The sequence below is a fragment of the Bacillus sp. z60-11 genome (genome assembly GCF_046464135.1).
Taxonomy (GTDB): domain Bacteria; phylum Bacillota; class Bacilli; order Bacillales; family Bacillaceae; genus Bacillus; species Bacillus sonorensis_A.
Genome location: NZ_JBIYSN010000004.1, coordinates 31256 through 45462 on the forward strand (window position 1 = coordinate 31256; position 14207 = coordinate 45462).

The following is a 14207-nucleotide window of genomic DNA, read 5'->3' on the forward strand; positions in this document are numbered from 1 at the left end:
TGGTTCAAATATGGCCAAAATCTTGGCGATTGATGATGATGCTGCAATTCTAAGACTGATCAGGAAAATGCTGAGCTTAAAAAAACATGAGGTTACAACTTTGCAAAGTATAAAAGATATGACGATAGAGGAATTGAATCAATATCACCTCATTTTATTAGATGTCATGATGCCGGATGAAGATGGATTTAAAATTTGTGAGAAGATGAGGTCTTTAATTGATATACCGATCATCTTTATGACTGCCAAAAGTGATGAATCTTCAATAATTAAAGGTTTATCCATTGGCGGAGATGATTATATTGTAAAGCCATTCAGCATTCATGAAGTGAATGCCCGTATTGAGGCCCATTTAAGGCGGGAGGCAAGACCGAAAAAGGGGGTTAAAAGTGTATTTATCGATGGTGACATTCTGATTGATTTAGAAGCGAAAAAAGTAATGATCAAAGGGGAGGAAGTAAGCTTTACTAAAACTCAATACAAAATTTGTGAACTGCTTGCATTACACAAAGGGAAAATCTTTTCCAAAGAAGATATCTATGAGTCTGTCTATTCAATAGAAAGCGATTCTCAAATTTCAACGGTTGTTGAACATATCAGAGTCATAAGGAAAAAAATTGCCCAGTTCAATTTAGCCCCTATCAGTACGGTCTGGGGTGTGGGGTACATATGGGAATAAGGAATACGTTATCGGCTTATTTTGTTAAATGGATCATAAAATTAGGTTTTGCAGGTTTGTTAATGTTGGCTCTGAATATCGGGTTCGTAACTTGGGGACTCAATCATCAACTTTTTCTCCCGGCGAACGAACCGATAAAAAAAGCGGAAAAAATACAGAGTAAAGTTGAAAGCGCCGATTATATTGATCCCAGCATCATTCCTCCAGAACTGGATTACGCCGTTTTCAATAAGCAAACAAACAAAATCGTAAAGAGTAATATGAGCTCAAGAAATAAAGTAAAAGCAAGAGAAGCTTATCAGCATCCTAGTCAGGATAACATGAGCTCCTTTATAAGGTATGACAGTCGCTATGAAACGATTTTGATTCATTATAGTTTAAAAATTCAATTCGCTAATATTGAATTAAGAAGGGTATTTCCGAACCCTGGCGTATGGCTATCCATTTTTTCAATTTTAATTTATTGTGTTTATTTAGTTTGGCATATCAGAAGTTTTTCTCGAATGATTGTCCAAGAAAACCAAAAGCTTATCCAAGTAGCCCGTAAAATAAAAGAAAGAGACTTAAATATCGAATTTCCGCGAGTTCGGTTTAATGAGTACAAAGATGTAATGGGCGCAATGGAGAGTTTATCAAAAGCGCTTGTTAAATCCATTCAGAAGGAAATTGAGATTACCAATTCAAAGGCAGAACAGATCAGTTATTTAATCCACGATATAAAAATTCCGCTGACTGTGATAAAAGGGAATATAGAACTTTTGGAAGCAATGGGAGATGAGGACGAGAAGGAAAATTTGAGCGACATTATGAATTCTATACAGCAGATTGAACGATACATTCAGGAAGTGATCGATATCAACCTGGACAACAAACAAGCCAATACGAATATGGAAGAAGTATCGGTAACCGATTTCTTATGCAAGCTAAAAGCCGAAGTTAAAAGCTTGGGCAATAATATCATTGTCGAAGATTGGACACATAAAGAGGCTAGCCTTTATATAGACGTCATCCTGCTTATTCGAGCAATCAATAATATTGTATTAAACGGAATAGAAAGAACACCGCCGCCTAAAAAAGTGCAAATGATCGTCAAGCAGGATAAAGACCATATTCAATTTGTTATCATCGATCAAGGACCCGGTTTTTCGGAAGAAGCTCTAAAAAAAGGTACTGAACTTTTTTACACCGAAAACTTTGGACGGACGAATAACAGCCATTATGGATTGGGATTAACGTTTACCGAAAAGGTCATCAAGCAGCATAATGGAAGAATGAAGCTTGATAATAATGCTAACAACAACGGAGAGGTATTGGTGGAGATACCTGTTCTTTCGAAGGATTAATCAAAAAATCATAAAGGAGTCCCGCATTTATCAATTGAAACTCCTTTATATTCGAGGAAAACCTACGTCAACTGCCGCTCCGCAAACTCCCGATACAGCGCATGCGAAGCAACCAGCTCATGATGCCGTCCCATCCCGGTAATCTCGCCTTTTTCGATAAACAAAATTTGATCCGCGTTTACAATCGTCGAGAGGCGGTGAGCGATGACGAAGGTTGTGCGTCCTTTCATGAGGCGGGTGAGGGCCTGCTGGACAATGCCTTCGGACTGGCTGTCAAGGCTGGCTGTCGCTTCGTCCATCATTAAAATTTTCGGATCGCGCAGGAAGGCGCGGGCGATAGCGATGCGCTGTCTCTGTCCGCCTGAGAGCTTGACGCCGCGTTCACCGACTTCTGTATCCAGCTGGTTTGGAAACTGTTTGATGAATTCAGCGGCAAAGGCCATTTCTGCGACTTCCCATAGCTTCTGATCGTCAATTTCGCCGGCGTTGTCCAATCCGTAGCAAAGGTTCTCACGGATTGTCCCCGCCATCATCGGGCTGTCTTGGGAGACGTAGCCGATTTGGCTGCGCCACGATTTCATCGACAGTTCGTGAATGGGTGTGTCTCCGATTTTAATCACGCCTGAATCCGGTTCATAAAAGCGTTCGAGCAGGCCGAACATCGTTGTTTTCCCGCCGCCGCTCGGACCGACAAAGGCGATCATTTGCCCGGGTTCGACATCAAAGGAGATATTGCGCAGGACGGGTTCATCATGGCTGTAGGAGAAAGAAACATGTTCAACGCGTATCGGCTGATTCGCAATATCGCGTTCGATCCCTTTCTGTCCTGCCTCTTCTTCCGTATTGAGAATGTCGACAATCCGTTCTGTGGCGCCTTTTGCTTTTTGCAGCTGAGTAAAAAACATTGTAAATGATGTAATCGGAAAAATGATTTGAAAGAGATAAAGCAAAAACGCGATAAGCGAGCCTGCCGACATCGTTCCGTCGGCGACGCGGATGCCGCCATAGCCGATGATAGCAACGATGACAATCATGATCACAAGGTGCATGAACGGAGAGACGAGCGCAAAAATACGGGCTTCTTTCAAGCCGTATTCAAACAGCTTTGAAATCCCTGATAACCCTTTCATTTTTTCTGTCTCCTCCGCGTTGGATGCTTTCATCAGTCTGATTTCGCTTAATGTCTGCTGGACATTCCCCGTAAAGGCGGCGGTTTCATCCTGCATCGTTTTCGAGATGTTGTGCATCTTCATACCAAGCGGGATCATAATCACGGTTGTAATCGGAACGGCAATCAGCATGAGGAGCGTCATTTTCCAGTCCATGATCAGCAAAATGACAACGGCTCCGATAATCGTGATCATCCCTGAAATGAATTGCGGAAAATGGTCGGATATTAAGTCTTCCACGATGCCGGTATCATTGACAACGCGGCTGACGGTTTCGCCGCTCGTCTTTTCGTCAAAGTACCGAACGGGGAGTCGCAGCAATTTAAACCACATCCGCTCACGCAAGGAAGCGACGACTTTTTGCCCGGCATAGGCAAGAAAATAGGTGGAAAACCCGTCGCAAATCGCTTGAATGATAAAAACGAGCGCGAGGATTCCCGCTAAGGCGATGTTGATCGATTGGGCGGAAAAGCCGTCAACCATTTCCCTCGTTAAAAGCGGGATGGACAGCCCCACCAATGTCGTAATCAGGCTTGTGCTTAAGCCGATTGCTAATGCGAGTTTAGGGACGTTGGATGAGAGAATCAATGAGAAGAACGGTTTTATGCTGGTTGGTTTGTTCTCTGTTTTCATTTGCTTGCCTCCTTTCTGTAACGAATCATACTACGAGATAGGCGGCAAAAGGTTTCCAAGCCTGCCGTTTTTTTTATTTAACTTTAAGGTTGACAGATGAAAGAGGTGTAACTATTATTATTACATAATGTAACTTGTGTAGTTACAAATGAGAAAGGAACAAAAAACATGACCTTGAACATTAAAGTCTATTCAGATTACGTCTGCCCGTTTTGTTTTCTTGGAAAAGACCAGTTTGAGAAAGCGATCGAAGGGAAGGATGTTGAAGTCGAGTGGCTGCCGTTCGAGCTGAGGCCGCGTCCAACGGAGCAGCTTGATCCTTTAAACGATCCGTCAAAATTGGCGATGTGGGACGGCGCCATTAAGCCGAGAATTGAAGCGTGGGGCGTCGATATGAAGCTCCCGAATGTCTCTCCGCATCCTTATACAGATTTGGCCCATGAAGGTTACCACTTTGCGAAAGAGCATGGCAAAGAGAAAGCGTACAATGACCGGGTCTACAAAGCGTTTTTCCAAGAAGACCAAAATATCGGCGATATCGATGTGTTAACAACACTCGCCAAAGAAGCGGGACTGGATGAACAGGCATTTCATGACGCTTTGGCTGAAAGAAAGTATCAAGACGTACAGCGGCAGGCGCTAAGGCATGCCTATGAAGAAGCCGGAATTACAGCCGTCCCGACTTTTATCATCGGCAATGAGCGGATCGCCGGAGCTGCAGCTCGGGAAGTGTTTGAACAGGTAATTGAAAAGGAAAGCAAACAAAAGTCTGTTGACGGCTTGCAGTGCGATCTTGACGGAAACAGCTGCTAAGCAGGAATATGATCGATTTGAAGAACCCTTTAACAGGGTTCTTTTTTATACAGGAAGGAAGAGAGAAGACACGGTAAGGAGCTTCCGCTGGGGAGTTTTCGGAATCAAACAGAAGAAGGTTTGATTGATATCGACGAGATTGATCAAGGGTACGAAATGGCCAAAACAATATGCAGCAAGCTATTTGTATATGAGGCAACGGCTGTTTGCATCAGCCCGGAAATGACATAAGGGCGTTATTCAACTATACCAATTTAAATATTGCCGAGGACGAAGATATTGAAGTTTACTCTTGCTGGGACGTGAGGAAGACAGAGAAAAAGACGATCGCTTAGATGTATTCATTCATTTACAGGCTCTTCAGTTAGGCAAACATATCAAGCTGAATACACAGTAAATGACTTTGGTTTGTTACGAATAAGAATTATCGAAGATTAGTTGTTGTAAATATAATCCAATTACACTATCACCCTTAACTATCTTTATCCTTTGAAACCCGGGAGATTGTTTTTCTTTCAAATGTTTTAATGCTAAATTTGTTATTAGACATGTATGTTAATGATATAACTAACAGTTGTTCGTTTGTATATTTGTTATAATTTTTATATTAATCATCAAGAATGGAATAATTATTTGGAGGATTTTGTTTTAAAAAAGCTTGAATATAGTGTCTTAATGATGGGGGTATCGTTACTGATCTGCGCTTTGATAGAATTTGTTATCGCCTTTACAATTAATAAGCCGCCTGCAGGAAGTTTGGATCTACATTTCTTTTTATTAGTCGAGAAAAACAACATAAAACTAAGTTAAGGTTAGTGAAATAGTGAATTAGGAGTGAGCCTGTGTTACGGTATATAAAAATTCATTTAAAAGATTTATTTCCAGGATATTTTGCACTAGTTATGGCGACTGGTGCCTTGTCTATCGGATCTTACCTTCTTGGTATGACAATCTTTGCAAAGCTTTTGTTATACGTGAATATAGTTGCTTACATTGCTTTATGGGTGCTTACTCTCCTGCGCATTTATTTCTTTTTTCCAAGAATGCTAGTAGATATCACTAGTCATACTCGAGGACCCGGTTTCTTTACGTATGTTGCCGGAACATGTGTGTTCGGTAGTCAGATTATTGTCGTTACTGAACAATATTCAATTGCTGTCTATTTGTGGGTACTTGCAATCCTATTGTGGTTACTTATCATGTACACCTTCTTCACAGCTGTTACGATTAGAAAAAATAAACCTTCTGTCTCAGAGGGAATTAATGGTGCATGGCTAATAGCTGCTGTTGCAACACAGTCTATTTCCATCCTAGGTACGCTTCTTACCCCATATGTAGACAATGTAAAAGTTGCTGTTTTATTTTTTACATTATGTATGTATTTTCTCGGGTGTATGCTTTATTTAAATATTATTACGTTAATTTTTTATCGCTTTACTTTTTTAAAACTTGAATTCTCAGCATTAACACCACCATATTGGATTAATATGGGTGCGGTTGCAATCACAACATTAGCAGGCTCCACCTTAATTCTTCACGCAAAAAGTTGGTCCTTGTTAAGTGAGATTACTCCTTTTTTAAAAGGCTTTACTTTGTTTTTTTGGATTACTGGGACATGGTGGATTCCATTATTATTTATTCTTATGATTTGGAGACATCTGATCAATCGTTATCCACTTTCATATGACCCTCAGCTTTGGGGGATGGTTTTTCCGCTTGCGATGTACACAACAAGTACACTGCAATTATCAAAGGCATTAGACTTCGGTAAATTAATGATAATACCCCATTTTATGGTTTATATCGCAATCACAGCTTGGATTTGTGTGTTTTTTAGTCTACTGCAGCAAATTTATCAAAATGCACGAACCCATTACAAATTAAAAGCTAAATAGAAAGTTAACCTTTAACACAAAAGCTCGTTCGCAACAGAAATTACTGATGTTCACGAGCTTTTCACATATTAGTTTATATTTTTTGTTTTGGCTTAAGTAAGCAAATGCAAGGAAACACACATAAATTATCAGAGAGCTTACTGACAAATATGTTAGCAGCCTTCTTGTGGTTTATGTTGTTCCCTTTCATCACACTTAAAGCAAAGATAGTCATGGTCTGAGAGTAATACCCCATTAAAAAATCCATTTTCACAATAAATTTCTTTTCCACAGATTTTACATTCACCGATATATTCCCTCAAACTAATACCTCCAATCTACACACTTTAAACTTAATCTAATCGTTCGACGAGAGTAGAGACATGGATAGCTGTTGTGTTGAATTGCGGCAGGGAGGTATCTGCCGGTTTAATAAGCATAGGGTGCTCCGTGCATCCTAAAATTAGACCTTCTATACGGTCCTCGTTTTCCATCCGATTGATAATATTTAGGAAAACTTCTTTAGTGTCCTCATTTACAATCCCGTTTTCCAATTCTTCAACTGTTTTTTCATGGATTAGCGCTTGTTCGTTTTCGGTGGGAACAATTACATTTATACCTGCATTTCGGAAAGGTTTTTTGAAAAAATCGTTTTCCATCGTGAAGCATGTGCCAATTAGTCCTACACTGTTTAGATGATATTGACGGACAGCCTGAACCGTTTCCTCAACAATACTGATCATAGGAAGCCGGGTTTGTTGGTTAACTTGTTCAAACACTATATGTGGAGTATTTGCCGAAATGGCAGCAAGTTCGGCGCCGGCCGCTTCTAATTCATTAACTGCCTTAGTAAGATAATCAATTAAACCTTGAGTGTTGTGTTCATCGATAAACGCAAACACTTTATACATATTGATGCTGTTGATGACAAGATGTGGTAAAACTTTATTGTTTCCATGTTTTTCTTGGTAGCCATTAATAATAGATTGATAATAATCAACTGTCGATTCGGGCCCTAAACCGCCGACCAAACCGATTTTAGCCATAAAAATCCTCCTTTAAACGTAAGTTCGACTAAATAGATAGGAATAGAAACCTTTAATACCTTAATTTTACTACACATCATTTTAATAGCAAATGAATAACTAACCATTAAGAGAGGATTACCAAAATGAATCGTCTTTTTCGATCCTTATATTTACTCAAAAGGCCATATGATTGCCATCAAAATGGACCGAGCGGATGTTGCGAAGATGTCGTGTATTGCTACTCAATCTTTTCTTTCTTTATCAGTGAAAGCGGAGACTTCAGTCGGGATCATTGCATGATGAAGCGGTACCTCGTCCATGTTCAGCATCTGCGATCCGGCGCCAAGGAGATTGATTTTAGCTGAGATGCAAGCCTTGCACATCACGTGCAAGGCTTGTTTCAATTCCCGATTGTATTTTTTCCAAGATCAGACTATGATTAAGCATAGCCATTTTCAGAAGGAAGTGTAAGTATGAACAACGACAGTATTCCCGGTCATTTAAGAGCGGACTGTGAGAATTGCTTCGGGTTGTGCTGTGTTGCTTTACCTTATGCAAAGTCTGCTGACTTTGCTTTTGATAAAGACGGAGGCGATCCTTGTCCCAATTTGCAGCCGGATTACAGGTGCGGCATCCATCACGATTTGCGGGAAAGAGGGTTTCGGGGCTGTGCTGTTTATGAATGCTTCGGCGCCGGACAAAAGGTATCGCAAGAAGCCTATCAAGGAAACGATTGGCGCGATCACCCGGCATTGGCGGAAGAAATGTTTGCCGTGTTTCCCGTGATGCAGCAGCTTCATGAAATGCTGTATTATCTGAATGAAGCGGTTCATGTAAAAGCGGCCCATCCCATTAAGGAAGATTTGCAGATTGCTATAGAAAAAACGGAATCCCTCACGAATCTGGATCCAGCATCACTTCTTGATCTTGATGTTCCAGGGCATCGGGCGATGGTGAATGACCTGCTTCTCTCGACAAGCGAATTCGTTCGGGCAAAAGCGAAAAAGCAGAACCGGCGGATGAAGATAGGCAGGGGAATCGATATGATCGGTGCCAATTTAAGAGGAGCCGACCTTCGGGGAGCGGATCTCAGAGGGGCGTTTTTGATTGCGGCTGATCTTCGAGGGTCTGATATGAGGATGACGGATCTGATCGGAGCCGATCTGCGAGACGCTGACTTGAGCGGGGCTAATCTTTTGGGAAGCATTTTTCTCACGCAAGCTCAGGTCAATTCGGCTAAGGGTGATCGCAAAACGCAACTACCGCCTGCTTTAAAGAAACCTGGGCATTGGCTGTAGGGCACTGGCCAACAAAAGACAAAAGCGGAGGCATACCTATGAAAACGTATCGCACTTTATTGTTTGATGTCGATGACACACTTTTGGATTTCGGCGCCGCGGAAAACACCGCGCTGCGCCTGCTCTTTGAGGAACAAAACATTCCTTTCACAGATCAAATCAAAGCTGATTACAAAAGAATCAATCAGCATTTATGGCGGTCTTTTGAAGACGGCGGCATCAGCCGCGATGAAGTGGTGAATACCCGTTTTTCCCTTTTATTGAAGGAATATGGCTTGGAGGCTGACGGGGCGCTGCTTGAGAAAAAATATCGCGGTTTCCTGGAGGAAGGGCATCAGCTGATAGACGGAGCTTTTGACTTGATCGAGCGCCTGCGCCGGGATTATGATCTGTACATTGTCACCAACGGCGTTTCCAAAACACAGTATAAGCGCCTGCGTGATTCAGGGCTGTACCCAAGTTTTCAGGATATTTTCGTTTCGGAGGACACCGGCTTTCAGAAGCCGATGAAGGAATTCTTTGACTATGTGTTTGCGCGGATCCCTGATTTTTCCCCAGAGCAGGGGCTGATCATCGGCGATTCTTTGACGGCCGACATCAAAGGGGGACGGCTGGCGTGGCTTGATACATGCTGGTTTAATCCAGGCAGAAAAGCGAGTGATCCAGACATTGTTCCGACGTATCAAATCCAGCATCTCGATGAGCTGGAACAGATTTTAAATGTTGAGAGGAAGACGCCTGTTTGAGCATTGTTCAGCAGGCGTTTTTTGTCTGGAATGATCTCAATATTATTCATATTAAAATAATATATTTTTAAACAGTCAATATATCAAAAAAGTGTTCTTCTGAAAAAAACAATTGTATTCACTGGGGAAATTTATTATGATAAAATAAGTAATTTGGAAATAAAACGATTAAATGATAATTTTCAGATTTTTATAACATAATAATGCGGAGTTCCAGATATTTGGCCGTAAAGAGGAGGAAATGAAGTGGCGAAGGAAGAACTGAAGCGGGGCCTGGGAGCGCGTCATATTCAGATGATCGCTTTAGGCGGCACAATCGGTGTTGGTTTATTTATGGGATCAGCCAGCACGATTCAGTGGACAGGCCCGTCCGTCCTGCTTGCCTATGCAATCTGCGGGATTTTTATCTTTTTTATTATGCGTGCAATGGGAGAAATGTTGTATGTCGAGCCCAGCACAGGCTCATTTGCGACATTCGGCCATCAATATATACATCCGCTTGCAGGGTATATGACCGCATGGAGCAACTGGTTTCAGTGGGTCATTGTCGGGATGAGCGAGATTATCGCCGTCGGTGAATACATGCAGTACTGGTTTCCGGATCTGCCTGCCTGGATACCGGGCATCATCGCGATGGCGATTCTTGGAGGAGCCAATCTGATTTCCGTGAAGTCATTCGGCGAATTTGAATTTTGGTTTGCCATGATTAAAATTGTCACGATCATCCTCATGATTATCGCCGGACTGGGGATTATTTTCTTCGGTTTCGGCAATGACGGACAAGCGATCGGTTTGTCCAATCTCTGGTCGCACGGCGGTTTCTTTGCAGGCGGCTTCTCAGGCTTTTTCTTTGCGTTGTCTCTTGTGATCGCGGCTTATCAGGGAGTGGAGCTGATCGGCATTACTGCCGGCGAAGCAAAAGATCCGCAAAACACGCTAAAGAATGCGATTCAAAGCATCATCTGGCGGATTTTGATTTTTTACATTGGTGCCATCTTTGTGATTGTTACGGTGTACCCTTGGGATGAACTCAATTCGATCGGAAGCCCGTTTGTATCAACATTCGCGAAAATCGGCATTACCGCGGCAGCCGGAATCATTAACTTTGTCGTGATTACGGCGGCTATGTCAGGCTGCAACAGCGGGATTTTCAGCGCGGGCCGCATGCTTTACACATTGGGTGTAAACGGGCAGGCGCCGAAGTTCTTTACGAAGATTTCCCGAAATGGCGTGCCGTTGTACGGTACGATTGCCGTTTTGATCGGCCTGGCCGTCGGTGTTGTGTTAAATTATATTGCACCGCCTAAGATCTTTGTGTACGTATACAGTGCGAGTGTTCTCCCGGGGATGATCCCGTGGTTTGTCATTCTGCTCAGCCATATTGGATTCAGAAAGGCGAAAGGAGCGGAACTCGACAGTCATCCGTTCAAAATGCCTTTCGCTCCTGTGACAAACTATGTGACGATCGCCTTCTTATTGATGGTGTTGGTCGGCATGTGGTTTAACGATGACACGCGGGTGTCTTTGATTGTCGGAATCATTTTTCTGGCGGTTGTGGCTGTCAGCTACTATGTGTTTAGGATCGGAAAGCGTTCCTCGACAGATGTGCAAAAATGAAAAAAGGACCCGATATGTTTTCGGGTCCTTCCAGATTGTTGACAAAATCCCAAAACGGCTTTTAGTTTTGGGATTTTGTCATCCTTCTTTCAGCGTGATTGAAAACCCTTGCAGTCTAGGAAGGTCGAGCATCGTAGCGGAGCGAATGTTGCAATTCGTGAGCACCGACGCGCAGGCCTGACAACGAATGCGAGGGTTTGTCGACACGCTGAGGGTCACACGTATTGTGTGACCCATTGTTTAAGATATTACTCTTCGTCTTCTTTTTCTTTTTCCTTAAGTGCCTTTTCTTCTCTTTTCTTGGCTTCTTCCCGCTGTTTTTCAGCGCGTTTTTCTGCTTCTTCGCGTTGTTTCTCTTGAGCTTTTCTAGCTTGTTCTTCTTTTTTCTTGGCTTCCTCCCGCTGCTTTTCAGCGCGTTTTTGCGCTTCTTCGCGCTGTTTCTCTTGAGCCTTTCTAGCTTGTTCTTCTTTTTTCTTAGCTTCTTCCCGCTGCTTTTCTTCTTGTTTTTTCAACGCTTCCCGTTGTTTTACTTCTGCATTCGTACGCGCATCTTTTTTATCTTCATCATCTGTTTTATTGTCGGAGTCTTCTTTATCCTCTTCATCTGCTTTACTGTCAGACTCCTCTTTTTCGTCTTTAACCGCTTCTGCCGTTTCTTCGTTGATTTCTTCAGCAGCATCGGCTTGTTCTTCTGCCAGCTCTTTATTCAATTCAAGAAGTTCCTCATTGTACTCTTTTTCATCCATTTCACCGGACGCCAGTTTTTCTTCAAGTTCGGCGCGTTTTTCCTCAGCCTTTTGCTCGATTTTCGCTAATTTTTTGTTGAGTTTCTTTTCTAACTTCTCTTGTGCTTTGACGATATTTTTTTGCAGCGCTTTTTTTGCTTCCGGATTGTTGATTTGATTTAACACGTTTTGCAGCGCGAGGATGTTAGAAGAAAATTGTTCTTCAAGCTGGTCAGATGTATCTTCTTGTTTGTCACCATCATCCATTGGTTCGGATTGCTCGTATTTTTCCAGTGCTTCCTCTTGAAGCTCAACGGCCTCTTCAAGAATGTCACGGGCTAATTCTTCCTGACCTTCCGCAAGCAGCGCCTCTGCTTCTTTGATGCGTTCTTCAGCGAAAAACGCCAGCAATTCAGCCTCTTTCACTTCATCAAAGGCCAGGGCCAGCTGGACATTTTCCATGAGTCTTTTTGAGAAATAGAAGAAATCATCAGGCAGAAGTGAAGGTATGTCCTCATCATTTACAGATGTTGATTGTTCGGTATCCGCTTCATCTGTGTTTTTCGTTTCTTCGGCCTCATTTTCATTTGTGTCTTGTTGAACGGTTTCTTCTTCTTGTCCGTCAGATTGGTTGTCCTGCTCTTCTGCAAAAGCTTGTCCGGTTCCAAATACAAAAGCGAGAAGTGCGGCGGCAAAACCGGTCGAAACAATCATGCGGCCTTTTTTGAATAACGACATAAAAAAATCCCTCCAAAACAAAGTTTTTGTAAAGGAAGAATCGCTGAATCCACTCTGTAAAAACGGAGTGTTGACCCGATTCTTCATTTGGCAGCCCAGCCACCGTAGTGAATACACCGTAGGTCTGTGACTTTGCGCCTCTATTTTTCAATAGATTTGCCTTTTTCAAAAGAGAACGGTTCATTTGGTTAAATCGTTCAACTTTATCAAAATGAGTATACATTAAAAAAAGATGGAGGAATAGGATTAATTATTTATATATTTGTAATTTTCTGTTTAATAGAATTATTTACCTTCTTTTGTATGATAGAAAATCAGTGAAGACGCGGGCAGCCAGAGAGGGATTTTGATCAATCGAGTTTCTTCAATTCTGTCACATAACCCGGTGACAAATTACGGTCAACTGACGGCCGTTTGCAAAAGCTGAACATGCTACAATCGTATTGAAAGCGGAAACATTTAAATATCGGGAGGTCTGCCAAGATGAAAGCACTTGTAGTTGAAGCACCGTTTCAAGCGGTGGTAAAAGAGGTGCCATATCCATCACCGGGTCCGAAAGATGTTGTAATTAAAGTTGAAAACATCGGAATATGCGGAACCGATATTCATATTTTCAAAGGTGAGTTTCTGTCACCTTATCCGATTATTCCTGGGCATGAATTTTCCGGAACGGTATATGAAACAGGCCAGGACGTGACTAATGTAAAAATTGGTGATCGTGTGACAGCTGATCCGTCTTTGTTTTGCGGTGAGTGTGATTATTGTTTAACAAACCGCGGCAACCAATGCAGCAATTGGGGAGCCCTTGGGAATACAACAGATGGAAGCATGGCCGAGTATGTAAAAGTGCCGAGCCGAAATGTCGTGAAGCTCCCTGATACAATGAGCTTTGAGGAAGGTGCCTTTATTGAGCCGATGGCTTGTGTTGTACATGGGATGAATCGGCTCAATCTCCAAGTTGGTGACCGGGTTATTCTGTTTGGCGCAGGGGCGATGGGGCAGCAGTTGATTCAGTCGTTAAAAATGGCGGGTGCTTCAGAACTTGTGGTTGTCGACATCTCTCAAGAGAAACTCGACATGGCGCTGAAGTGGGGCGCGACAAAAGGTGTGCTGAGCGAAGATCTTAGACCTGAGGAATTTCCGACCGGATTTGATGTCGTGGTTGATGCCACTGGAATTCCTGCCGTGATCGAAAATGCCTTTCAGTTTATGGGGAAAACAGCGACATATCTGCAGTTCGGTGTGACGGCGCAAAATGAGTCGGTACGCCTTGATCCCTTTAAGCTGTACAACAATGACTGGACGATTTTAGGATCGATGGCCATTAATTATACATTTTTACCAGCGTTCCATTGGGTGAAAGAAAAGCGAATTGAGGTGGAGCATTTGATCTCGCAAAAGCTTACGTTGGAAAAAGCGGTCGGCTTTTTAAGAGGACCGAGAAGCTCTGATTTGTTTAAAGTTCAGATTAAGATGTGAAGCTCCATTCCCCTGGTCATGAACAGGGGATTATTTTTCTTAATGATGTGGATGAGGAATTGACA

General features: G+C 42.5%; 11 protein-coding genes and 1 riboswitch. Of the genes, 8 read left to right on the top strand and 3 right to left on the bottom strand.

Features of this window, described 5'->3' with window-relative positions; translation table 11 throughout:
- Positions 1-10 precede the first annotated feature (10 nt).
- Both ACINLD_RS12540 and ACINLD_RS12545 read left to right on the top strand, forming a co-directional pair.
- Positions 11-679 carry a response regulator transcription factor gene (locus ACINLD_RS12540; protein WP_026585632.1) on the top strand — a complete coding sequence of 223 codons (669 nt, stop codon included), beginning with the start codon at positions 11-13 and terminating at the stop codon, positions 677-679.
- Entirely contained in the window at positions 670-2022 is a 1353-nt protein-coding gene (locus tag ACINLD_RS12545; protein WP_410207018.1) for a sensor histidine kinase, read from the top strand. Before ACINLD_RS12540 ends, ACINLD_RS12545 begins: the two co-directional genes overlap by 10 nt.
- A gap of 62 nt (positions 2023-2084) precedes the next feature.
- Here ACINLD_RS12545 and ACINLD_RS12550 read toward each other — a convergent pair whose 3' ends face one another.
- Positions 2085-3824: an ABC transporter ATP-binding protein gene (locus tag ACINLD_RS12550; protein WP_026585634.1), complete on the bottom strand. Its 1740-nt coding sequence runs from the start codon at positions 3822-3824 to the stop codon at positions 2085-2087.
- 168 nt (positions 3825-3992) lie between these two features.
- Between ACINLD_RS12550 and ACINLD_RS12555 the strand changes: the two genes are divergently transcribed.
- Both ACINLD_RS12555 and ACINLD_RS12560 read left to right on the top strand, forming a co-directional pair.
- A complete protein-coding gene (locus ACINLD_RS12555) occupies positions 3993-4637 on the top strand; it encodes a DsbA family protein (RefSeq protein WP_277692311.1) in 645 nt (214 codons plus the stop codon).
- Positions 4638-5479: 842 nt separating this feature from the next.
- Positions 5480-6532, top strand: coding sequence for a tellurite resistance/C4-dicarboxylate transporter family protein (locus tag ACINLD_RS12560; protein WP_026585636.1), 1053 nt, complete (start codon positions 5480-5482; stop codon positions 6530-6532).
- A 332-nt stretch (positions 6533-6864) separates the two neighbouring features.
- Here the strand turns inward: ACINLD_RS12560 and ACINLD_RS12565 are convergent, their stop codons facing one another.
- Positions 6865-7557, bottom strand: coding sequence for an aspartate/glutamate racemase family protein (locus tag ACINLD_RS12565; protein WP_077735839.1), 693 nt, complete (start codon positions 7555-7557; stop codon positions 6865-6867).
- Between the two features lie 455 nt (positions 7558-8012).
- On the opposite strand from ACINLD_RS12565, the gene ACINLD_RS12570 reads away from it, so the two are divergent.
- From ACINLD_RS12570 to ACINLD_RS12580, 3 genes are all read left to right on the top strand, one after another.
- Positions 8013-8837 carry a pentapeptide repeat-containing protein gene (locus ACINLD_RS12570; protein ID WP_026585638.1) on the top strand — a complete coding sequence of 275 codons (825 nt, stop codon included), beginning with the start codon at positions 8013-8015 and terminating at the stop codon, positions 8835-8837.
- 38 nt (positions 8838-8875) lie between these two features.
- On the top strand, positions 8876-9583 hold the full coding sequence (locus ACINLD_RS12575; protein WP_410207019.1) for a YjjG family noncanonical pyrimidine nucleotidase: 708 nt from the start codon (positions 8876-8878) through the stop codon (positions 9581-9583).
- A 246-nt stretch (positions 9584-9829) separates the two neighbouring features.
- On the top strand, positions 9830-11200 hold the full coding sequence (locus tag ACINLD_RS12580) for an amino acid permease (RefSeq protein WP_026585640.1): 1371 nt from the start codon (positions 9830-9832) through the stop codon (positions 11198-11200).
- Between the two features lie 248 nt (positions 11201-11448).
- Here the strand turns inward: ACINLD_RS12580 and ACINLD_RS12585 are convergent, their stop codons facing one another.
- Entirely contained in the window at positions 11449-12663 is a 1215-nt protein-coding gene (locus tag ACINLD_RS12585; protein ID WP_277692317.1) for a DUF5667 domain-containing protein, read from the bottom strand.
- A gap of 86 nt (positions 12664-12749) precedes the next feature.
- Positions 12750-12834, bottom strand: a riboswitch (cyclic di-GMP riboswitch).
- A 312-nt stretch (positions 12835-13146) separates the two neighbouring features.
- Between ACINLD_RS12585 and ACINLD_RS12590 the strand changes: the two genes are divergently transcribed.
- Entirely contained in the window at positions 13147-14142 is a 996-nt protein-coding gene (locus tag ACINLD_RS12590; protein ID WP_026585642.1) for a zinc-dependent alcohol dehydrogenase family protein, read from the top strand.
- Positions 14143-14207: the final 65 nt, after the last annotated feature.